24 protein-coding genes and 1 pseudogene are annotated in these 21,511 nt (G+C 52.4%); 6 read left to right on the forward strand and 19 right to left on the reverse strand.

Translation table 11 applies throughout. From position 1 onward, the window contains the following. Positions 1–29: 29 nt before the first annotated feature. The 10 genes from HZS52_RS18460 to HZS52_RS18505 all read right to left on the reverse strand — a co-directional run bounded on the left by HZS52_RS18460 (position 30) and on the right by HZS52_RS18505 (position 8,929). A complete protein-coding gene (locus HZS52_RS18460; RefSeq protein WP_190373349.1) occupies positions 30–1,400 on the reverse strand; it encodes a CHAD domain-containing protein in 1,371 nt (456 codons plus the stop codon). Positions 1,401–1,453: 53 nt separating this feature from the next. Next, a complete protein-coding gene (locus tag HZS52_RS18465; RefSeq protein WP_035578726.1) occupies positions 1,454–1,855 on the reverse strand; it encodes a DUF2784 domain-containing protein in 402 nt (133 codons plus the stop codon). A gap of 9 nt (positions 1,856–1,864) precedes the next feature. Then, the gene (locus HZS52_RS18470) at positions 1,865–3,091 is read right to left on the reverse strand and encodes a GGDEF domain-containing protein (protein ID WP_190373350.1); all 1,227 of its coding nucleotides are present in this window, start codon (positions 3,089–3,091) and stop codon (positions 1,865–1,867) included. Positions 3,092–3,157: 66 nt separating this feature from the next. Next, positions 3,158–3,955: a M48 family metallopeptidase gene (locus tag HZS52_RS18475; RefSeq protein WP_190373351.1), complete on the reverse strand. Its 798-nt coding sequence runs from the start codon at positions 3,953–3,955 to the stop codon at positions 3,158–3,160. Between the two features lie 275 nt (positions 3,956–4,230). Continuing rightward, positions 4,231–5,031, reverse strand: a complete 801-nt coding sequence (locus tag HZS52_RS18480) for a coiled-coil domain-containing protein (protein ID WP_009286481.1) — start codon at positions 5,029–5,031, stop codon at positions 4,231–4,233. 217 nt (positions 5,032–5,248) lie between these two features. Then, positions 5,249–6,469, reverse strand: coding sequence for a winged helix-turn-helix domain-containing protein (locus HZS52_RS18485; RefSeq protein WP_223827963.1), 1,221 nt, complete (start codon positions 6,467–6,469; stop codon positions 5,249–5,251). Positions 6,470–6,600: 131 nt separating this feature from the next. Beyond that, the gene (locus HZS52_RS18490; protein ID WP_190373353.1) at positions 6,601–7,092 is read right to left on the reverse strand and encodes an arsinothricin resistance N-acetyltransferase ArsN1 family B; all 492 of its coding nucleotides are present in this window, start codon (positions 7,090–7,092) and stop codon (positions 6,601–6,603) included. A gap of 98 nt (positions 7,093–7,190) precedes the next feature. Continuing rightward, positions 7,191–7,778, reverse strand: a complete 588-nt coding sequence (locus HZS52_RS18495; RefSeq protein ID WP_190373354.1) for an O-methyltransferase — start codon at positions 7,776–7,778, stop codon at positions 7,191–7,193. A gap of 43 nt (positions 7,779–7,821) precedes the next feature. Further along, entirely contained in the window at positions 7,822–8,448 is a 627-nt protein-coding gene (locus tag HZS52_RS18500; protein WP_027959191.1) for a LysE family translocator, read from the reverse strand. 109 nt (positions 8,449–8,557) lie between these two features. After that, a complete protein-coding gene (locus HZS52_RS18505) occupies positions 8,558–8,929 on the reverse strand; it encodes a DUF2306 domain-containing protein (protein WP_041158367.1) in 372 nt (123 codons plus the stop codon). A gap of 114 nt (positions 8,930–9,043) precedes the next feature. Between HZS52_RS18505 and HZS52_RS18510 the strand changes: the two genes are divergently transcribed. Further along, positions 9,044–9,571, forward strand: coding sequence for a PadR family transcriptional regulator (locus HZS52_RS18510; protein ID WP_223827964.1), 528 nt, complete (start codon positions 9,044–9,046; stop codon positions 9,569–9,571). Positions 9,572–9,651: 80 nt separating this feature from the next. Here HZS52_RS18510 and HZS52_RS24520 read toward each other — a convergent pair whose 3' ends face one another. The 3 genes from HZS52_RS24520 to HZS52_RS18520 form a co-directional block, all read right to left on the reverse strand. Next, positions 9,652–9,822: a helix-turn-helix domain-containing protein gene (locus HZS52_RS24520; protein WP_263364946.1), complete on the reverse strand. Its 171-nt coding sequence runs from the start codon at positions 9,820–9,822 to the stop codon at positions 9,652–9,654. A gap of 64 nt (positions 9,823–9,886) precedes the next feature. Then, complete coding sequence (locus HZS52_RS18515) at positions 9,887–10,468, reverse strand: Crp/Fnr family transcriptional regulator (protein WP_223827965.1); 582 nt, start codon at positions 10,466–10,468, stop codon at positions 9,887–9,889. A 296-nt stretch (positions 10,469–10,764) separates the two neighbouring features. Beyond that, a complete protein-coding gene (locus tag HZS52_RS18520; RefSeq protein WP_190373356.1) occupies positions 10,765–11,643 on the reverse strand; it encodes an MBL fold metallo-hydrolase in 879 nt (292 codons plus the stop codon). A 167-nt stretch (positions 11,644–11,810) separates the two neighbouring features. Between HZS52_RS18520 and HZS52_RS18525 the strand changes: the two genes are divergently transcribed. The 3 genes from HZS52_RS18525 to HZS52_RS18535 all read left to right on the forward strand — a co-directional run bounded on the left by HZS52_RS18525 (position 11,811) and on the right by HZS52_RS18535 (position 15,079). Next, positions 11,811–12,758, forward strand: a complete 948-nt coding sequence (locus HZS52_RS18525; protein WP_223828147.1) for a GlxA family transcriptional regulator — start codon at positions 11,811–11,813, stop codon at positions 12,756–12,758. A 76-nt stretch (positions 12,759–12,834) separates the two neighbouring features. Further along, positions 12,835–13,590 carry a phosphatase PAP2 family protein gene (locus HZS52_RS18530; protein ID WP_035566010.1) on the forward strand — a complete coding sequence of 252 codons (756 nt, stop codon included), beginning with the start codon at positions 12,835–12,837 and terminating at the stop codon, positions 13,588–13,590. A gap of 943 nt (positions 13,591–14,533) precedes the next feature. Further along, positions 14,534–15,079, forward strand: a complete 546-nt coding sequence (locus HZS52_RS18535) for an invasion associated locus B family protein (protein ID WP_223827966.1) — start codon at positions 14,534–14,536, stop codon at positions 15,077–15,079. A 245-nt stretch (positions 15,080–15,324) separates the two neighbouring features. On the opposite strand, the gene HZS52_RS18540 is transcribed toward HZS52_RS18535, so the two are convergent. Further along, positions 15,325–15,888, reverse strand: a complete 564-nt coding sequence (locus HZS52_RS18540) for a TetR/AcrR family transcriptional regulator (RefSeq protein WP_190373359.1) — start codon at positions 15,886–15,888, stop codon at positions 15,325–15,327. Between the two features lie 88 nt (positions 15,889–15,976). Here HZS52_RS18540 and HZS52_RS18545 point away from each other — a divergent pair, with 88 nt between their 5' ends. Beyond that, on the forward strand, positions 15,977–16,720 hold the full coding sequence (locus tag HZS52_RS18545; RefSeq protein WP_190373360.1) for an SDR family NAD(P)-dependent oxidoreductase: 744 nt from the start codon (positions 15,977–15,979) through the stop codon (positions 16,718–16,720). A gap of 100 nt (positions 16,721–16,820) precedes the next feature. On the opposite strand, the gene HZS52_RS18550 is transcribed toward HZS52_RS18545, so the two are convergent. The 5 genes and pseudogenes from HZS52_RS18550 to HZS52_RS18570 all read right to left on the reverse strand — a co-directional run bounded on the left by HZS52_RS18550 (position 16,821) and on the right by HZS52_RS18570 (position 19,385). Continuing rightward, complete coding sequence (locus HZS52_RS18550) at positions 16,821–16,979, reverse strand: hypothetical protein (RefSeq protein WP_190373361.1); 159 nt, start codon at positions 16,977–16,979, stop codon at positions 16,821–16,823. A 60-nt stretch (positions 16,980–17,039) separates the two neighbouring features. Beyond that, positions 17,040–17,774: a HEPN domain-containing protein gene (locus tag HZS52_RS18555; RefSeq protein ID WP_190373362.1), complete on the reverse strand. Its 735-nt coding sequence runs from the start codon at positions 17,772–17,774 to the stop codon at positions 17,040–17,042. Between the two features lie 94 nt (positions 17,775–17,868). Next, positions 17,869–18,363 (reverse strand): P-loop nucleotide/nucleoside kinase family protein, encoded by a 495-nt coding sequence (locus HZS52_RS18560; protein WP_190373363.1) that lies wholly within the window; start codon positions 18,361–18,363, stop codon positions 17,869–17,871. Positions 18,364–18,566: 203 nt separating this feature from the next. Next, positions 18,567–18,719, reverse strand: a pseudogene (locus HZS52_RS18565) (transposase); the annotation flags it as partial. Between the two features lie 60 nt (positions 18,720–18,779). Beyond that, complete coding sequence (locus tag HZS52_RS18570; RefSeq protein WP_190373364.1) at positions 18,780–19,385, reverse strand: AlbA family DNA-binding domain-containing protein; 606 nt, start codon at positions 19,383–19,385, stop codon at positions 18,780–18,782. An 869-nt stretch (positions 19,386–20,254) separates the two neighbouring features. Here HZS52_RS18570 and HZS52_RS18575 point away from each other — a divergent pair. Further along, positions 20,255–21,175 carry a ketopantoate reductase family protein gene (locus HZS52_RS18575; RefSeq protein ID WP_190374940.1) on the forward strand — a complete coding sequence of 307 codons (921 nt, stop codon included), beginning with the start codon at positions 20,255–20,257 and terminating at the stop codon, positions 21,173–21,175. Positions 21,176–21,511 lie beyond the last annotated feature (336 nt).

Raw genomic sequence — 21,511 nt, forward strand, 5'->3', positions numbered from 1 at the left:
ATTGGCGGCAAGGCTACCTGATTACGTTGTTACGGGGACACGTTGGCCATAGGTTCCAACGCCAATACTTCTTTGCGCAGCACAAGCTTCGGCTTCTCTAACGAATCGCGCCACTGAACACACTCCTGCTGTTGCTGCGGGTCGTTATCGGGGCTTGCGCCAAAGGCATCCAGCCAGGCCTGACGAGAACACAGGTCTTGATACTCCCCGAGCAGGCGCTGGCGGTGCTTCAATTGGGACAGAAACGGCTCAGGGGTCTCTGGATTCAGATCAGCCAGGTAACGAATCCGCTTCACGCCCTTCCGCAGTTCATGGAACCCGGTGTCATGGGTATCCAGCGAGAGTGCCGCCAGGTCTTCATCGTGGCGTGCGATACGCTCATTCAGTACCATACGGATACGCTTTGGCGTAAGTTTCGAAAGTGCCTTACCAACGTCATCGGAAGCGATAAAGTGCTGCCATGCCTCCATCTCCTCAGCATACGCCGGTGCATTTAACTGCTGACATAGCGCCTGGTGGCGCTCCCGCTGGCAAGCCTGGAGCCACTGCATCAATCCCTGGCGACTACCAGAAGTGAGCGGCGGGGGCGTCTTGGCCATATCCTCCAGAAACACATCAATATCACGCAGGTCACTGGTAGCCTGGGCACGTTGCTTGAGCCGCTTAAGCATCTTTTTCAGGCCAGGCACTCGGGTAATGGCGCGCACGGATTCACCCACTGCCCGGCTACGACGCAGATTGACCCGGTACTGGTGCAGGAACTCAGGATCAACACCTGCGATGACACCAGCTTCCAAGGTACGGATCATCTGATACTGGTGCTCCAGCATGTCACGAATGCGGCTGGTAGTGTCGTTATTGCGTTTGGGTGGTCGGGGGGCAAGGCGCTGAAAAAGAGGATAACTGGCCGCTTCCGGGGTCTGGCACCCTGCCAGCTTGGCTCCGCCCTGCCTCACGCTTTCCCAAGAAGAGCCGGACAGCGTGAAATGCAGCACGCTCCCGGTGGACAGTGAATGCGGCGCAGCCTTGTCGAGCCAACGAGCCAGATCATGCAGCGCAGGGTTATGCCCAATCACCAGGACTCTTTCGGCTTCATTCGGCAACAATTCGAGCCAGGCCTGCAGCCCGCCACCATCGAACGTATAAAGGTCTTCATCAAAGTGAACCTGGTTGACCAGGGAATGATCAGGCAGTTGGCCTGCGATCTCATCGAAGGTTTCCCGCGTGCGAGCCGCTGTGCTGGCGTAAATCCCCCCTTCTAACGCTTGCCAGTGCTGCAGCACATGCGCCATCGCCGCTGCCTGACGTTTACCACGCTTTCGCAACGGCCGTTGGTGGTCGGTCATGTCGCCACTGGGCTGTTTAGCTTTGGCGTGCCGCATTAGGTATAGGTGCCGCATGGGTTCGCTCCCAAGCACAGTATGATACGCAAAGTTTAGTACACGCCCATCTTCTAAGAAGAGTGCTGACGAGGCTTCACCACAAACCAACTGGCCAACACCAGGCTACCGAATAGCGTGTACACCACCACAAACACCCACTCCGGCAAAGTGAAATAGAGCAGGCTATGCAGCCAGTACTGAATAAACGAGCCCGAATAAGTAGCGGCGCCCGCCTCCGCCCTCAGCGCCATTTCCCAGGTGGTTAACGGGCAAACCACCCCGAGCCAAGCCTGAACCACCACATAGCCAATGGCGCAAAGATGTACGATGCGGAAGGTTTTATTGCGAACCCACCGCCAGTTGAAGAAATAGCCTGCGTAAATGGCGACCAGGCCTAACACCACGAAGGCCACAAACAGCACGTGGAGAATTAGAAGGGTGTCGGCGAGCATTAGCAGCAGTGATGGGGGCATAGGAAAGCGCTACTTGCTGCCAACGGGTGAATCTGGTGCTTCGACGACATCGCTGCAGACGACGACTTGGTTCCTCCCAGCGCGTTTGCCAACATAAAGCATCTCATCCGCTCGTTTAATTAAAGACTCCAGATCGGCTTCCTCTGAATCGGTAGCCGCAACGCCAACGGTGACGCTTGGGCGCAGTTTGCCCATCTCTTCTGTTAACGAAAGTTCAGCCACCTTCTTTTTCAAACGCTCTGCTACCATTTGCGCATCGTGCGAGCTGGTGTCCGGCAATGCAACGACAAACTCTTCACCACCAAAACGTCCTATCACATCCGTTGGGCGCAGCGACTCGGCACAGACTTCGGCAATTTTGGTTAGCACCCAATCCCCGTGGCTATGCCCCCAGGTGTCGTTAATGTGTTTGAAGTGATCCACATCGATCATAAACAGGCTAAATGGCACCTTGTGGGATTGCGAGTGCTGCAACAGATCTTTAGCCAGTTTTATAAAATGGCCGCGATTATTCAGGCTGGTCAGCGCGTCCTGCTCAGCGACTACCCTCAGCTGTTCTTCCAGTGATTTTCGGTGCGCGATCTCTTTGTGTAATTGGTGGTTATTATCTCGCTCTTCTTGAAGCAGTGCATATTGCTTACGTTGCAGGCATTCCAAGCGCAGCAGGGCGAAAAACCCTACAACGCTGCCCATAATCAGCAACAGTGCGACCAGCAGCGTCGCTATCGGGCTAAGCCCCGCAAACAGTACCGCAGCCACTAAAAAGCCAATATTTAAATAGAGGCTCGCCGCTGTCACGACTGTTAGCGGATTGGGAATCAGAAGATAAAACGCCATGGTAGCCACCACCACCGCGGTGATTTGAGTGGGGAGGCTTTCGGGTCGTAGGGGGACAATCAATATAATGCCCGTGGCAAATACCCACAGCGGTAAGGCGTGCAACCAAGCACGGTAATCATTGCCACCCCAGCGCCGCACAACGAGTGCCACCAACAGGCAAATGCTCACCACCACTATTCGCATGGTAAGCAGCAGATAGAACTCCCTGGTAAGGCCCAGCAGGTAGTAATCCGCAATCGCGAACATGCCAAAGACACATGCCGCAACGCTCACAGCAAAGCTAAACTCAAGCCGCACGCTTTCCTGGATAGAGCGGCGATACATCAACTCACGGCTGGCATAGCAAAACTGCCCGGTTAACCCATGCACCTGATACTGTTGTTTCTGTAATGGCACAGCCCCACACTCCCGACGTCACGTGGCAATTTTTCTTATTTTATCAATAACGCGATGCCACTCACCTCAACATTCAGCAGGCCTAACCGTACGATAGCTGGCCGTGGCCTTTTCCAGCCCTTGCTGTAATGCTCGAATGCGCGATTCATGGGCAGGATGCGTAGAAAGAAATTCAGGGGGCTGACCACCACCGCTAGCAGCCATGTTGCGCCACAGGGTCACGCTCTGCTGCGGGTCAAACCCCGCACGGGCCATAATTTCCAAGCCCATCAAATCGGCCTCCTCCTCATGGGTGCGGCTGAAAGGCAGGCTAATGCCCAACTGGGCACCAATACCCAAGGCCTGCATCAATTGCTGGTTGCCAAATTCCTCTTCCCCTAATAACCCCACCACCAATAATACGGCTTTAATGCCAAGCTGCTGGGTAAGCCGCTCATTGCCATGATCCGCCAACACATGCCCCACCTCGTGCCCAATCACCGCCGCTAGCTGGGCTGGCGTCTCGGCCACTCGCAGTAGCCCGCTATGCACCCCGATGCGTCCACCCGGCAGAGCAAACGCATTGGGGGAAGCATCCTCAAATACCACCACTTCCCAGCGTTCAGGGAAAGCGAGCCCTGGGTAGCTCGCCTTAGCGCCAGCCACCACTTTTTCAGCCACGCACTGCACCAACTGATTAGCCTGCGTATCGCGATTGATCGGCTGGCTATTGCGCAGCTGATTAAAGGCATCTTCCCCTATGTCAGCCATTAACGCGTTCGGTACTAACGCCAATTGGGAGCGCCCGGTGGGCGTTTCCCCGCAACCAGCCAAAGAGGCCAGCAACATCAAAAGGAAAAGAGGTAACAGAAATCGCCGATGCATCGGATAGTATCGCCTGGATTAAGAAACGTGCAGTAGAGTGTAAGGCGCTTCGCAGGCGTGGCGCTCGTCGCGTTCATCAACGCTACCCAGCCCAAGGTGCCGGTCGTAATCGTAGGCCACAAATAGGCGGACATAATCCAACTCGGTATGAAGCTCTAGCGAACCTACCACTCCTTGGCGGAGCAGTAGATGTCGTCTAGAACCTCCCCGTTAAAGTAACGGGGAGACACGTCTAGAGTTCTTCGCTGCGAGGTATTATTCGTTAAGGCTGTAAATCACTCAGGCGTTTGCGCTTCGTCGCGCATCACTTCGAGCGAAGTGATTTCAACGGTGAGCGCATCACGCGTTGTTTCTAACTCACTTACCCGATCACCGACCGCTGAAAGTTGGTTATTGGCCTCTTCTATCTGAGTATTTAGCGCTTCAAGGTCAGCTTCAACCTGACTGCGGGCATCTTCTGCCTCTTGACGAGCCTGTTGCGCGGTATCGCTGGCGGCTTCGGCTTCTTCAATCTCGGCGTTGAGCGCTTCAAGGTCTGCTTCAGCCTCGCTGCGAGCGTCTTCTGCGTCTTGACGAGACTGTTGAGCGGCATCGCGGGCGGCTTCGGCCTCTTCTTTCTCTTTTTCTACCTCGGCGTAGTTCTCATTCAGCTCTTCAAGGCTGCTCTGCCGTTCGTCGACCTGCTCATTGAGGGTCTCCACTTCTTCTTCGCGGGTTTCACGCTCGCCCCGTAAAGCCTTCAAATCTTCTTCAGCGTGGGAAATATCTGCTCGCGTCGAAGCTAGCTCGGCTTCAGCATCAGCTTGCTCAACCTCAAGGGCGCTCATTCTCTGCTGCAGTGTTGCTAAATCAAGCTCCGCGGCTTCAACCTCAGACATCTCCGCCTGAATCTGTTGATGCTCCCGCTCAGTTTCAGCCAGACGCGCTTCGAGCGCATCCATACTGTCTCCCCGCGACCCAGCAATGGTGTGCGCCACCACGGCCCAGACCACCGCAATAATCGCGATGACCAAGAGCACCTTTACCCGGTTATCACTCAACAATGCTATCGTTGATGGTTTATTTGTCCCTGTCATTGGTGCAATCCTCTCGCTTAAGCGTTATCGCTAATATAGCAGCTAACGTATCTACGTCAGCAGGCCGTCATCTGCCCCGTTGTTAATATGGAGGAAAGTTTTTGATTCGGCTAGAAACGGTCATTCAACACATTCATGTACCTGAAGCCATGGCTCCGAGGAAAATTTTTCCAATAGCAACGCCTAGCTTAGATACCCCACCCCTGCCTAGATCCTTTCACCCCAGGGGTTTTAACGCGCTGCGCAACCGCTGAGTCAGGTGTTCGGGTTGGACTGCATTCAAAGAGACGGAGTCAGATTTTTGAAAATGACAAAACTGAACGATGGCTTCCACAAAAGCAGTAACGACTCTATGTTCATCAAAAGGGTGTGGCTCGAAATATAAGTTCTTGATCTCTAAGTGACTGGTTTTGCGATGGACTTTACAATCCATCCGGCCAACAAATGCATCGCGATAAAGTAGCGGCAGGCAAAAGTAACCATACTGACGCTTGGCTTCGGGCACATAACATTCCAGCTGATAGTCGTATTGAAATAGCGCCCTGAGCCGCTCCCGCTGAATGACACTGTTGTCGAAGGGGGAAAGAATCAACATTCGCTCTTTCAAACGAGGAAGAGGGCGTTCGAGCGCGCCCCTTTCCAATATAAATACATCGCCACTGCTCACTTTCACTCTCTCTAAATCGCCCTGCGCTAACCTTTCATTTACCAGGGCATTCACAGCTTGGCGTAACTCTGCATTTCGGCGCAGATAAGTCAGCCCTTTGAGTGAAGCAAACCCATGACAGCGTAATTGTTGGTCTACAAGGTGCGCTGCAAACTCCTCCATGGAGGGCATCTGTAAATTTACGTGGGATGGCAATACCCGCTCGGTTAGATCATATGTCTTTTGAAAGCCGTCGCGGTCGCTGACCATCAGATCGCCTTGCATATACAGCTGTTCAAGTGCCTTTTTGGCTGGCTTCCAGTCCCACCAACCTGCACGTTTTATGGTGCTAGCCCCTACATCTCGAGACCGCAGCGGGCCATCTGACCGTATGCGAGCCAACAACTCTCCCATTAGCTTTTTATCAGGTGATCTAAACCAATGCGTTTGCCCGCTTTTGATAGCGTTTTTGTAGGGCAAGGAAAAGCGAAAATCGGTAATAGGTAAAAATGCAGCCGCGTGCGACCAATACTCAAAAATGTCTTTATTGATCAACAGCTGGTTCAACATGTGTGGCTCAAACCCAGGTACTCGGGAGTGAATAACATGATGATGGGCTCGCTCAACCACAGATATGGTGTCTATCTGAACATAACCCAGGTGATTAATCGCTTCACGGGCTCCGGCTAAGCCACGTCCATAAGCCTGATTCTGCAGCAAACCTTGCGCAGCCAGAGCAAGGCGACGCAAACGCGACAGCTGTTTTGGGCGTTTAATTTCAGTAATTGTCATACCTGCCTCGAAGCTCGTCATAAACAGTGCGAGTTTGCGCTTTACCCAAAGGCTACACGCCTAGAAGCGGCAAGTACTGTCCATGCTTTACCCACTCACATCAGCCTTAATTTTCGTGTATCGAGTCGCAATCAGGTATTCAAGCTTAACTGCCAGTAGCCCACGTCGTGCCACTGAGCGAACTTAAACCCTACCTTTTCAAAATGGGCCACTTTTTTCATGCCCATTTTTTCATGCAGTGCAATGCTGGCAGGGTTGGGAAGCGTTATGCCGCCCATCACCGCATGAATCCCGCCCTCTTTGAGCGTGGAAAAGAGTGTTTCGTACAGTTTTGCACCCAAGCCCCTACCGTGCGACTGGTTGGAAAGGTAGACGCTGACTTCGACTGAAAAGCGATAGGCGCTTCTCTCTTTCCATTTGGTAGCGTAGGCATAGCCCACCACAGCACCCTCTTCCACTGCCACCAACCAAGGCAAACCTGCCCCCTGAACGTTTTCAATCCGGCCTTGGATGTCTGAACCCAATACTGGCTTTTCTTCAAATGAAATAGCGGTATTTTCGATGTAGTGGTTATAAATGTGCGCTATGGCTTCCGAATCACCCTTTATGGCATCTCTGATCATGGTTTATTCCATTTATATTCTGACGGTTTAGGTTCACTAATGAAAAAATCGCTTTCCGCTTGCTGGGTCAGCTAGGGCGTCTTTACGCTAAGCAGGCGTTACATGAACCGCGTTGCCAGAAACTCGCCATTGCCAACAGGTACAGTGCACGTGGTGAAACCAGGATCTGCCGATACCAGCGCCATAAAATCAGCCATTTCATCTGCATGGGAAGTGGCGTTATCCACCACAAGCAGTCCGCCCTTGCGTAAAACTCGCTGGATATTCGGCCACCAATGCACATAATCAGAGCGCTTTGAGTCTAAAAAGAGCAGATCGAAACAGGCATCGTCCAGGCTTTCAAGCATACTGCCCGCCTCCCCCCGATGCTGAGTGATGACCTTAGTGAGGCCTGAGCGGTCAAAATTTCTCGCGGCCATCTCCAGCTTGAATTCGGAGAGCTCAACGGTGGTAACGTGCCCACCAATCCTCTGCACTGCCTGAGCCAGCCATAAGGTGGAGTACCCATTCGAGGTGCCAATTTCCAGCACTCGTTGGGCATTGGTTGCTTGAACTAGTACCGATAGGAACTCCCCCGTATCACGGGTGATATTGAGCATTCGTCTTGGGCGCTCAGAAATAGCAGCATCGTTTTGTTGGCCAAATTGCTCAAGTTCCGCTAGCAGTTCTTGAAGGGTTTCACTCACAGTTGTCTCCCGATACGAACACATCCAATTTACCGTCTTTTGCTTATACAGGCCGCTTAGCAAGCAGCGCCCAGACACCCGCTGAAGAGAGTAACGTTCCGCCAACCAAGTTGAAGCGACGCTGGGCACGACGCGATGCCAGCATCTTGCGCACCGACGTTGCGAATACGGCGTAAAGAGTGGCATTCAGCGTTGCCAACGCCACAAACGTGATCGCAAGTATCCACAATTGTTGCCCAGCATCGGCGTTCGGGCTGACGAATTGCGGCAAAAAGGCGACGAAGAAGATAATGCCCTTCGGGTTGAGCGCAGTAACGAGATAGGTATTGGTGAAAAGCTTCCAGCGCGAACCTGATACCGCCGGTGTTACTGGCTGCACAGAGGATATACCGGCACGCAATAGTTTGATGCCCATATAGAGCAGGTATAAACCGCCGATCCACTTGATTACAGTGAACCAAAATGCCGAGGTGGCTAACACCGCTCCCAGGCCAAGCAGTGAAAAGAGCAGCGCCGTTGAATCACCCAATGCCACCGCAGCGACAAGCGGAATATTGGCGCGCCTGCCTTGGGCAATAGAGTAGCTGACCACGGTCAAAATCGTTGGCCCGGGAATGGCAAGCAACGCCACAGACGCAAGAGCAAAGGCGAACCAGATTTCAATAGACATGGAAAGCTACCTCACAGGTTGTTAATGCTAAGTTAGCATAAGCTCAACAATGATTGGAGTATCCTGCTAAGGGGTCAGCGGCCCTATCTAACACGCTTGCTTTTAATCATCACCACATTCCCAGCTGAACAGCGATCCAGCGTCCTGGTGCCAGGGAACCGACAAAAGCACCGACCAGCCCCAGATAGGCACCAACCATCCAACCGCGATGCTGCTCTACCCTCCCCTTGAAGATAGCCACCACTGCAACGGCAAGAGCTACTAGCACCCACAACGAAAGCAGATGAATCGGCCCAAAGTGACCTATTAGCGGCAGAACGCCGCCGCCAAACCAGAAGGAGCTCAAGGCAGAAAACGCCATGGCGAGCACCCAGATGCTGCCGATTAGTCGATGGAGCATAGTGCCCTTTGGCGAAAGCAGCAGAATAGCCCCAAGCCCCAGGGCCAGAAGAGACGCGTAGAGATGCAGGGTAAACGCCATGAAACCTCCGAGAGCCAAGCCAATCACCTGGCAAATGCAACTTGTTGCATAAGGCTAGCCCCTGCCATTTTATTATGCAACTATGTGCATAACGTTCGAAACACACGGTTACTCATGTCCCTACGCGCCGTTTTATTAATCACCCTTCAGCGTGAGCCCGGCACTGGCTACGATATTCTTCAGCGCTTCAAAGCGGGTCTCGCCCATGTTTGGCAGGCCAGCCACCAGCAGCTCTACCGCGAACTTGACCGAATGCGCGGCGATGGCCTACTAACGTGCGAGACACTGCCGCAAACCGAACGCCCCGACCGCAAGGTTTACCAACTCACCGAAGCGGGCCGTCAGGCGCTGGACAACTGGCTCGCCGAGCCCTTGTCCACCAGCCCTGTGCGCCAGCCATTGTTTGCCAAGTTTTTCGCCTGGGAACGCTGGCCTGAGGAGGCACGCCGCGAAGAGCTCGCTGCCTTCAGGAAGCAACTCCAGGAACGCCTAACGACTTACGCTGCCATCGAACAGGAGTGGTTTAGCAACCCAGAGACGTTGACGCCCTCCCAGCGTGCGCCCTGGCACACGCTGCGACTTGGACAACGCCTTACCGAAACCTGGGTGGAATGGGTCGATGAAGTGATGGAAGAAGTTTAACTTTTGGTGAAACCAGCTTCTCGTGGAAGCTGGGGGCTTTGGTGGGGGACTGTGATCAGCCAATAGAGGCTGCCAGCGCTTTACGGGCTTGCTTTTAAAAGTTCAGAAAACGAGGGAGGTAGGAACTCATCGATATAGCTATCATTGAATTCGACAAACCGCGCCAACGCTTCGGGGTCGGGCAGCTTCACGTGCTGGCGGTTGCGGATCACCAGCCCTTCCTCACGCAGCATCGAGAAAGTCCGGCTCACGTGTACCGGGCTCATCCCCAGCGCGTCGCTAATCAGCTCCTGCTCATCCCCAGCGCGTCGCTAATCAGCTCCTGCTCATCCCCAGCGCGTCGCTAATCAGCTCCTGAGTGAGCGGCATGAGGAAGCTATTGTCCTCAACGGCATTGATCCGTTTCAGTCGCAGATAGATTTCGTAGAGAAAGTGCGCCAGCTGCTCGTGGGCTGAGTACTTGCCGAGGTAGATCAGCCGCTCGGAGAGTTGCGCCTGCTGACGCATCGCAGTCGCCATGATACCGACGGCTAGGTTTGAACGCCCAAAAAGTTCAAAAAGCTGCTGATAGGAGAACGGATAGATCACACCTTCATTAATCATCGCCGCACTTGCCAGGCGTCGAGTGAAGCCAAAATCGCGAATGCCGATGATATCACCAGGAAGGTAGAACTTGAGGATCTGCTTTGAGCCATTTTTCAAGTTGCGATAAGAGTAGGCCCACCCTTCCTTAACCACGCAGAACAGATCAGCATCCGCGCTCTCAAGCCATAGAACCTCGCCTGCAGTCATGGACCGAGGGCTAATCTCAAGGCCCAGCAATAGCGCTTTGTCTTCAGGCGACAGAGCACCTTGGGTACTTAGGCCCCGCATCACCACTGTGTCGATGAGAGCCACTACGCTACCTCGCAGGCAAATGATTTATTAACAGCATTCTAAAACATATGCTTACATTTCTAACTTAACATATGTTATGAATAATCCGCATTATCAATCAGTTGCGTCAATCTTTACTGATTTCTGTCAAAAAAAACCGTGTTGGATCGCATTCGACAAAAGGGATCTCTTGCTGCATATAAACAACGAGCTCGCTTGCCGATCGAGCATACTCAATGACTTTGGCTGCATTCGTTACTGCCTTTTCGATACCTGCTAGCGGCAGCGGGCCGTCACAAAAGAAGCGGCCCTAGGAATTAAAAAGAGATGACTTCGCCATCGGAAGGAATCAATACGTGATCTTGAATTCCCTCTTCCCGCACGTAATCGGCGAGCTCATCACGGCTTAACGTTATATGATTCACGGCATCCATATGCACCGCAATGATGGTGGCATCTGGGGCCGCCCGATGAGCTCGCAGCGTGTCTTCCTTACCCATAATAATGGGGTCACCTTCAAAGCCGGTGACCTCGGCAGCACCTGTATTCAACACGATCACCTCCGGATTATATTGCTCCAGGGCCCGCTCGACCTCGTCACGCCATACGCTATCGCCGACCACATAGGTAGTATTTTCTCCTGGCACTTCAAAGACCACGCCCATGACGTCACCTAGCAATTGCGCCAATTCAGGAACCGCATAGAGGGTATCGGAGCCATGCTGGCCGCCTGTCCTGTGAAGCTTCACTCCGCCGAACTCAGCGCTACCATCAAGGATGCGCACATCGCTGAAACCCTGTGAGCGAATCAGCTCGGCATCGGCGGCATTCTGAACAAACAGGGGGATGTCCTTCGGCAGCAACGCTTGAGCGGCATCGTCCCAGTGATCAAGGTGGGTGTGAGTGACGATGACGGCGTCAGTACCGTCGATCACCTCCTCTGCCGACATGGGCAATCCAACCAGCGGATTACGTAGCTCGCTACGGTAGGTACCCTTAAAGCCCGGATAAGCTCCCTGTTCGGCCAGCATAGGATCGATCAAAAAGGTGGTGTCGCCGTAGGTGATCTTCATCGTGGCGTTACGAATTTGCTGCACCTGATGCGTTGCTTCTTGAGCGTTCGAAGCCGCAGAGGCGCTACCGGTAACAAGTGCAGTGGTAAGACCAAGGGAACTGGCTAAGGTTTTAAATAGCATCTACCTACTCCTTCAATACAGTGTTGGGTTGATAGCAAGCAGTTTAGAGGGCTTCAAATAACTAAAAAATTGGCCTGAAAGCCATAGATCGATACTTTTGGGCCAACATTTTTTGGGGCAGCATAGTAGTATTGAGCAAAGAAAACGTTAGGAGCCAAGCCTTGTCCGTGCCCCGTGTCGGAGTAATCCTCCACCCCCGCATCACTCCATTCCATTTCTCGGTGCCTTATACGGTGTTCGGTATGGCCTTACCCGAGCACCCTTTGTTCGATCTTTCCATCGTAGCAATGCCGGGGGAACCGCCGGAAAGCGAGCAAGTAGTGACGGTAAGACCCGACGGCGGTCTGGAACTGCTGGATAGCGTGGATATTGCGGTGGTGCCTGGCTGGCATGACCTGAACGAAGCCCCGCCGCCCAAGTTGGTTGAAGCGCTCGTCCGCTGTCATGAACGGGGCGCCCATGTGGTGGGGCTCTGTTACGGCACCTATGCCCTAGCCTATGCCGGGCTGCTTGATGGCAGGCGGGCATCAACGCACTGGATTGCTGAGCAGGACTTCATTGCCCGTTTCCCCAAGGTCAAGCTGGACACCAATGCGCTCTACGTTGAGGAGGATCGGCTGGTGACCTCGGCGGGCACGGCCGCTGGCCTGGATTGCTGCTTGTTCCTGGTGCGCAAGTATTACGGCGCGCAGATCGCCAACAAGATTGCCCGCGTCATGGTGGTTCCACCGCATCGGGAAGGTGGGCAAGCGCAGTTCATTGAACAACCGGTTGCCGTCTCCACCCAGGATGCCCATATCAATCGCCTGCTCGACTACCTGCGCGAACATCTGGCGTCATCGCACACTATCGACGAACTCGCCGCCCGAACGGCCATGAGTCGGCGAACTTTCACGCGCCATTTTCATAAGGCCACCGGCATGACGGTCGTGGAGTGGCTGGTAAACGAGCGCTTACGACGCGGACGCGAGCTGTTGGAAACCACCTCCTTGTCGGTAGAAGCCATTGCGGAAAAGAGCGGCTTTCACACGGCGACTTCGTTTCGGCAACATTTCAGGCAGCGCCATCAGGTTAGCCCCCGGGACTGGCGCAAGACCTTCGGCGACAATGCCTGACTATCCTGCCAAACTCCTCCAGACAAAACGTCAGAATTGGCGCTGCGTACCCCTTCTCAAAGCAAAGGAGTTGCAAATGAAGCACCATGAAAAACTGGGACAAGTTGGGCGCAAAAGCTTTTCCCTACTGGCTCGGCTCGGCCGCTACGAACTGGCGATGCTGCTATGCGTCGCGGTACTTTCCGGTGGGATTTGGGGGTTCGTCGCGCTGGCCGAAGAAGTTATCGAGGGGGACACCCATAGCATTGATGAGAGCCTGCTGCTCGCCCTTCGCAACCCCGCAGATCTTAGCGACCCAATCGGGCCGGGCTGGGTTGAGGAAATGGGCCGGGACTTCACCGCACTGGGCGGTGTCGGCGTGCTGGTACTCATCACATTGGGCGCCCTGGGCTACCTCTTACTTGCCAGACACTATCGCGCGGCTCTATTTGCCTCAATCGCGGTGCCCGGTGGCATACTTCTCAGCACCGTGATGAAGCTGGGCTTTGACCGCCCTCGCCCCGATCTCGTGCCTCATGAAGCAATGGTCTACACCGCGAGCTTTCCCAGCGGTCACTCGATGATGTCAGCCGTGACCTACCTCACCCTGGCAGCGCTACTCATTCGCGTACAGCCCGCGCTGAGGCTAAAGGCTTACCTCCTGATACTGGCGATATTGTTGACCCTGCTGGTGGGCATAAGCCGCGTTTACCTTGGGGTTCATTGGCCGACCGATGTGCTTGCCGGCTGGACGGCCGGGGCGAGCTGGGCAGCACTGTGTTGGATTGTGATGCGATGGATGCAACGGCATGGGCAGTTAGAGCCGGAAGAAAGCAGCTCCGGCACCGAATAACGTGGCCCAAGCAGCGCTGGGCAACACAGTGGATGTTGCCCAGCCACCTGGAAGAACGAATATTTAGCTTGAAGCGAAACAAGGTGCGGTCTGCCAGTCACCTTGCTACTTCCTGAAGATTCCATAAGGCCAGGGTGAGGCCAGCTTTTACGTTTTAGTAGGGTATTAACTATATACAATGCGCGTCGACACTTTATGCGCTAACATCAGTTCTCGGAAGCTGTTTTCATACAGCTTAACGGGTCACTAATGGATTAATAGAGGCAAATAGCATGAGCAAAGGAAAAGACAGTAAAAAAGACACTAAAAAGAAACCCCTTCTAACAGCCAAAGAAAAGAAAGCTGCTAAATCATCAAAGAAAAGCGAAACCAACGTACTAGGTAACTAGGCGAGCCTAACTAAGCACTACCGCTCCCTGCTAAGACTAATAGCAAAGTGCAGTAGTGTTAGGCATAGCTTATGAGAGAACGAAACTTCCTTACCTTACATAATTTCAAACAGCCCCTTCACACTCTTTCCTTTCACTTTTAATTGACCACTACGCAAATCACGCCAATAAAACCTGCGAAGGTAAGCGAGCATATAAATATAGCCTGGGTATATCAGAATATTGCTCAGGGTATAGTGCCAGATTTATATCGGCAGGATATCTGACGGTGCTTTTTAGCTTAGGGAGACCCAGCAGCAGTTGCACCGCTACACGCCTGCCTAGCGCCCTGTGTAAGCCTTAATCGCCACTCCGGAACTCACCTAGATAGCGAATGGTTTCACACATAAAATCTACATTTTCCTTAAACACTAAAGCGCTCAGGAAAACTGGGTGGAGAGGAAGATAAACCGCCCAACCACGCTCTCGTAAATCAAGGGCTCGACCTCAAGCGAACAAGCAGGCATGGTGAGTATTATTATCCACCATCAGCGAACCAACAGGAGGTTATGCCAATGCCGCACTCTCTTACTCAAAACCTGTCTCAAAACCTATGCAGGATGGGGCTATTATCGCTCTTGGCGCTGTCTCCCAATGCCTTCAGCCAACAACAACCTGGGGCAGCCGCCGGTAATGATGTCACTACCGAGTCGTTCCAGGATTGGGAAGTCCGTTGCCAGCGTAATACCGAGGGCCCGAGCCCTTGTGCGATGTCGCAATTGATCACTCGACCTGACAGCGACCAACCCTTGATGCAGGTAATTCTCGACTACCCGCCCCAGATCGATGACCCGGTGATGAGCTTCTTCGTGCCGCTGGGGGTACGCCTGGCCCCGGGCTTGCAATTCAGCGTGGATAACGGTGAGCCAATCCAGTTCCCCTATCAGATATGCCAGGAGCAAGGGTGCCGTGCTGACGTGCCCATTGAGTCGTCGATGTTGCAGCAACTCCGCAGTGGCAATACGGCAACCCTCAGCCTGATTAGTCCACGCGGTGAACGCATGGACATAGATATTTCGCTGATCGGCTTTACCGATGCCAGTACCCGAATCGCTCCCTGATCAGAAGCACCTTCCCTAATAAAACCGGCCCACAAGGGCCGGCAAGTCTACTCAACCGTTGCCAGCAGGCGTATGTTTACGCCTGCTGGCGTGGTGGCGATGCACAGACTGTATATGACTGTTCCCGGTCGCTATTGCGAAATTTCGGCCAGGAGCGGACGATGACCAGATGCTGCATCTGCGCTCAGGTCATGCCAATCCATTGTGTGAATGGTCGAGCGTGGAATCGCGAAGTATATCGGTGTCTAATCCGAACCTTTTACGCTTATGCCATTCAGAAACAAATCTACCAGATGCCCAATACGCGATTTCGATGAGAGGTCATTTTCGATAGCGATGGAAATGGCAGTTACCACATAAATAAAATCCTCGTAAGTGACATCGCGGCGAATGGTGCCTGCTTCTTGTCCACGCTGAAGCAGCCGATGCCCTTCCGCGGTGATGGCATTACATCCAGGCGTCCCGCATTGGATAACAGTGCCAATCGAAGTAGCAAGGTTCTGATAAGTGCTCGTGTTCCTAGCAAGTTCTTCTAGATAAGCTCGTATCGCGTCGCCTGGAGTGAGATCTGGGTCGCGCGCACGGCTAGTCTCCGCCAGTGACAAGAAACGCTCATTGCTAGTAGCGGCTAAAAGTGCCTCGCGCGTGGGAAAGCGACGATAAAGCGTACCGATACCGACGCCTGCGCGCTTAGCAACTTCCTCCAGCGGAACCCCCGCTCCTTTTTCCAGAAAAAGCTCCTCGGCGGCAGTAAGGATAAGTTCGCGATTTTTCTGCGCGTCAGCCCGGAGGGCAGGTTCATCACTCAATTTTTTTCCTCTTTCGCTTGTTAAGTGGAGTCTACCTCCATATATTAAGTGGAGCAACACTCCACTTATTTAAAAAAGGTACTAGAAAATGACGAAACGCTTCGAAAACAAAGTTGTGGTGATAACGGGAGGCAGCGACGGCATCGGACTCGCAACGGCGAAACTTTTCGCTATTGAAGGTGCGCACGTGTACATCACAGGGCGCCGGCAAGAACTACTCGACGAAGCTGTGAAAGAGATCGGCCACGGGGCGGTCGGCGTACCGGGTGACGTCACCAACTCTGCCGACGTCACTCGGCTTTACGAACGGATCCAACGCGATCACCAAAAGGTCGATGTCGTGTTTGCCAATGCGGGCATTTACGAAGTCATTCCACTCGATGCGATCGAGGATACGCATTTCGACTCGACCTTCAACGTCAATGTAAAAGGCATGGTGTTCACTGTGCAAAAAGCACTACCGCTGATGACAGCGGGAAGTGCTGTCGTGCTCAACGGCTCCATCGCTGGCAGTAAAGGCCTGCCAGGCCAGTCTCTTTATAACGCCAGCAAGGCAGCAGTGCGCTCTTTCGCCCGAAGCTGGACGAATGACCTTAAGGAGCGAGGTATCCGCGTGAACGTGGTCTCGCCCGGTGGAACAGAGACACGCCTGATACGAAGCTACCTCGACTCGCAACCGGAAGTCGAAGAGGCGCTAAATAAAAGCGTTCCGCTTGGGCGGTTGGGGGAACCTAACGAGGTAGCAAGAGCAGTCCTCTTCCTGGCATCAAGCGAGAGTAGCTTTGTCGCTGGACATGAACTGTTTGTCGATGGCGGTGTGGCTGCGGTTTAGAGATCCTCCGAACAAGTCTATTTTTCGCTCGAAAAGGCTGCTGGAACCCGTCTATATACAGGGGGTTAGACCCCAGCTATACGACTTGATCGGAGGATCCCTAGGTAAGGCTACCCAGCGAGCGGCACTGACTCTCGTAACGCTGTGAAGGTCGGCCTTGGGTCGTCAGCTGCCGCACCAGCTCCATCAGCTTAGCCGGAAGTTCGACATCCGGCCAGGAGCGGAATTTTAGGCGATACTGATATAACGCCGCCAGCATGCGCGGCTGCGGAATGGAGGCGAAGCCGCAATGGAGTAGCCGTCGCCATGACTGGCAATGTTAGCCATTTTTGTAGGCATCGCTTATTTCTTTTGGAATAAAGGTGTATTTAGACACCTCGTCAATGATTTCAGGGTATAGGAAAAACGGCGAATTCTCAGCCATGACAGAGCTTTTCATATAAACCCTTTTACGCTTTGATGCTGAGTAGTACAGATTGCACCAAACTAGATCAGGCTTAGCCCTGGAATTTCTTTTCTCCAACGTTTTCTCTAGAAACCCACCAGGGATAAGAGTATTAGTCTTGTTCGGCTTATCGATAGCCTTTACTTGATCGTATTTATCTTGGGATATTGAAACAAACTGGTTGCCAGAATATTCATACAGCTCCGAATTACAGAAACGGCGTAGTTCCCATACTGCTCGATCCAATATCGCGAGCTCACAGTCCTTTATGAACCAGGACACCTCTAGGTATCGAAATCTTGCCCCAAACTCCTCAAGCCTTTTTATGAATTTCTTGGTTTGCTCTGATAGGGCAATATCTAGCTTCTCAGAGATAAGGTCTAAGCTTCTTTCTACCTCATGCTTTATAGCGCGCTTTGGCTTTGGGACACGGACAAGAATTGCAATGCATTTTGCATATTTTTCAAGAGCATGAAGCGCAGACCAGTGAAACTGTGGAAACAGGTCGGCCCTGTAAGCCATACGAGCATGGATGTAGTCTCTGTCAGCGGTGTCTCGAAAAGCTCTGAGAGCAAAACTGTTCACTTTCTGCATCATGCTGTGAGACATACTTACCCTCTAAATTGGCTAACGCCGCCAGTACTCGCGGCTTTGTAGTGGAGGCGAAGCCGCAAAGAAAAAGCTTTCGCCGTGCCTGCGATTGTTATGCATTTGCCACAACTACGGTTGTGTTGAACCCCTCATCAAGTGTGGGTGCCACAAAGTGCTTTGTAACCAGCTCAAACATCTCTTCCGTATCAGTTGCCGCTCTCTGTGGATGTTCTATCCGCCTTTTTGCGATTTGCCCCAAGCAAATCGCATTTGGCTGGTCGATGTAAATTAATTCATGTGGGGCCTGGATCTCTGAAAAAATGCTTTTAAACCACTCACGTTGTGGAATTGTATTTGCCGGAAAATCCATTACTACGTTGGTTCCAGACGCTAAGATTGATTGAACCAGTTTCTTCATTTGAGGCTTAAGACGGCCAGAATATTCAATGTAATCATCTAAGGTCTTGATGCTATTCGGATAAATTGATGAAATCCACTCGTCTTCTGAGAGCAGTACGGCGTTTCGCTCTTGGGAGATTTCACGAGACTTTGTAGTTTTCCCTGCTCCCATTTTTCCACAGAAAAACGTCAGTACTCCTTTTTTCATTTCTTACCTCGTATCGTATAACGAGTCTGTAGAAAAACCCGATTTCGAGCCATTTCCACCGCCTGTTGTCCTTATTCATTTACCCAGCTGGTCATCTGGCTGAGTAATCTTAATATCGGCATTTAGCCACTTGAGCGCCCAGCTAAAGCTTGTTGAAGACGGCCTTTTGCTCTTAAAAAGCAACTTACTCCGCTCTAAGCCCTTCATGACGCGGCCATGTGGCCGTAATTCGCCAACTTCTCAATATTGTGCACTAAGCAGTAGAGCTGCCACTGACTTTGCACCTTTTTCTTACCCCGAAGGCTGAAGCGGTTCAACCTTTTCGTCGTGCCAATGTTACCGAATACAGGCTCAACGCCCAATTCAGGTGCGCAGTAGGTATCACCTGGAATTGCTTGTTATACGAATTCATTACTCTAGCCACCAACATTTAGCAGGCTATTTAATAACGCAGAAAGCAGCCAACCTATGAAGCCACCGACCAACAAGCCGGGTACTTGATTCTTTAGCTTACTTTTTTCTTTTAGCTCTTCGCTCAAATAATCAACTTTTTCGGACTGCTTAGTAATTTGCTCTGAGAGCATATTTATTAACGAAGAATCGACTCCTAATCCTAATTTCTCGATAAGCTGTCGTTCAGGAATAATTTTCGGCTTTCCGCTTTTCATCACGTAAGGACTACCACCGGCAAATGCCAGAGAGTCACTCTTTTCAATTTCAAGCAAATAAATGTTCTGAAATCTGGCTTGATGAAAACTACATTTCATCTCTACGCCCTCAAGAAGCTGTTGGCACTTTTCAATCAATTCACTAGCCACATTTTGAAAGCCAGAGCCGTAGCCGTTCTCCGAATATGCCCCTAGTAATATATAGCCGCCATGATCATTTGCTAAGGCCGACACGTATTTAGCAAGCTCTAAAGGACTGACAGACGCGGGTAATATTAGTTTGTCTTCATCATTACAGGTCTCCAAGAACCTTAAAGCCCAATCTTGGATTGACGTATCTACAGTTTTTAGCATTCAAAATCCCAATATAAGGGCCCAATGATCTGATTGTATTGAAGACCTATTCGCGATTCGTATAACGTTTTATGCATTTACAACGCCCTGGATAAACAAGCACGCGCCTATTGCGTAAGCTATAATTTGCAGCCAAAAGCAGCCCCACGTAACCGGACCACAACATTTGGCCATGAGAGTATTAAAGCAACCTCCATCCTTGATCTTCCTCGCGGTGTATCGGTAGTCAAGGAGCCGCGATACGGTAGCAACACAACCAAGCCCTGCCGAAACTGACCATACAATAATCACACAATTCAGAGGCAATGCCTGATGAGTAACTTCTCCCAGTTTTAGATTGATAGCATAGGCTAGTGATGCAACTGCGAACCCAAGGAACAAGTTGATCGAAAATGACAATTGGGTGATGCGGTAGTTTTGCCACCGTACGTACCGCTCTTTCTGATCTTGGTCCATGGGCTCCCTATGCATAACAGCGTATTAGACGGCGCGTTCTATGATTGAATGAACGTGCTGGTACTTTTTCCGGCAAATTCAGCCTATCAAATGTTCCCAAGTCTATGATCCTTTGGGCTATTAATTTTCATTAGGTCATATAGTCAAAATTCGCGCGCCTACTGCATTTCCCGGAATGTCTGCTCAGGGCCAAAAGCAGCCATGTAATAATGCCTCATGACAACATCAGACATAACACGCCATCACGCCTTGACCACTTCATCCTCCAAATTCACTTAGCTTCAAACTTATCAGACATTGTTTGCCACCGTCACTAGCCATTAGTCCCCTTTGCTCGGTTTTTTTCACCTTCGCGCCTCTAAAACAAACGCGGTAAGCTTGGCGGCAACGACGCTGTTGAGTACATGCTTGATATGACTACCCACTGGATACTCGGCCCTGGTGCCATTGGTCGCCTGCTGGCCCATTCGCTTTCACCAATAGCGGCCACCACGCTAGTTGGTCGCCGTGCGCTGCCTGCGCGGCAGATGCTGACCACGCCGGAGGGTGAACAGCGCGTGCTGCCGTTAAACTCGTTAACGATAGCTCAACTGGCATCAAACACGCCTAAACCGCCCGCCTTTCTACATATCACTACCAAAGCCATGGTGGCTGAGTCGGCGCTGGCTGGCATTACTGACTGTATTTCCCCTTCTACTCCGCTAGTGCTGTGGCAAAACGGTTTTTTAGCGCAACCGCGTATTACCCAGGCGTGGCCAGGGCCGGTGTTGTGCGCGACAACAACCGAAGGGGCTTATCTAACCGGTGATGATGGCGTGGTGCATGCGGGGCGTGGGCATACCTTTGTGGGTGATTTGCATAACCAGCACGGTGCGCTGGCGGAAGAACTGGCGCATACATTAACCCAGGCAGGGCTTGCCGCCACCAAGGTGGATGATATTCGCCAACGCTTGTGGCAGAAGCTGGCGGTGAACGCGGCGATTAATCCGCTGGTGGCGTTGAACGGTGTGCGTAACGGGGAGTTGCGGGGTGAAGCTTATGCGGGCCGTATGGTGGCGGTGGTAAAGGAAGTCGCGGCGATTATGTTAGCCGAGGGCATTGCGCCGCCCAATGATGGCAACGGTGAAGATGCGTGGTTGGCGCTGGTGTGGCAGGTAGTGGAGAACACCGCGAACAATAAGGCTTCGATGTTGCAGGATGTAGAGGCCAAACGCCCCACCGAGCGTGGGGCGATATTGGGGCCGTTGGTTGGGAGTGCCCAGCGCCATGGGTTAGCGTGCGAGGTGTTGAAGGGGTTGGATGATGAGATGGCGGAGCTAGAGGCTAGTTTTTAGGCAGCTTCGCTGCCTATTCGCGCGCTGAAGCGCCCTCCCACAATAGTGATAAATCACTGTGGAATATTCAGGTGCTAACCCAGTCGAACGGTTACCAGTTATTTATAAATGATATCCGTTTGTCTGGATTGGGTTTCGCATGATGCCAAGGCCAGCGTCGCTGCCTATTCGGGTGCTGAAGTGCCCTCCCAAAATGCATGAGTGAGATCAGTGCATCTTGCCTGGGGCAGCTTCGCTGCTTATTCGCGCGCTGAAGCGCCCTCCCACGATGCATGAGTGAGATCAGTGCATCTTGCCTGGGGCAGCTTCGCTGCGTATTCGCGCGCTGAAGCGCCC

The sequence above is a fragment of the Vreelandella titanicae genome (genome assembly GCF_014697095.1).
Taxonomy (GTDB): domain Bacteria; phylum Pseudomonadota; class Gammaproteobacteria; order Pseudomonadales; family Halomonadaceae; genus Vreelandella; species Vreelandella titanicae.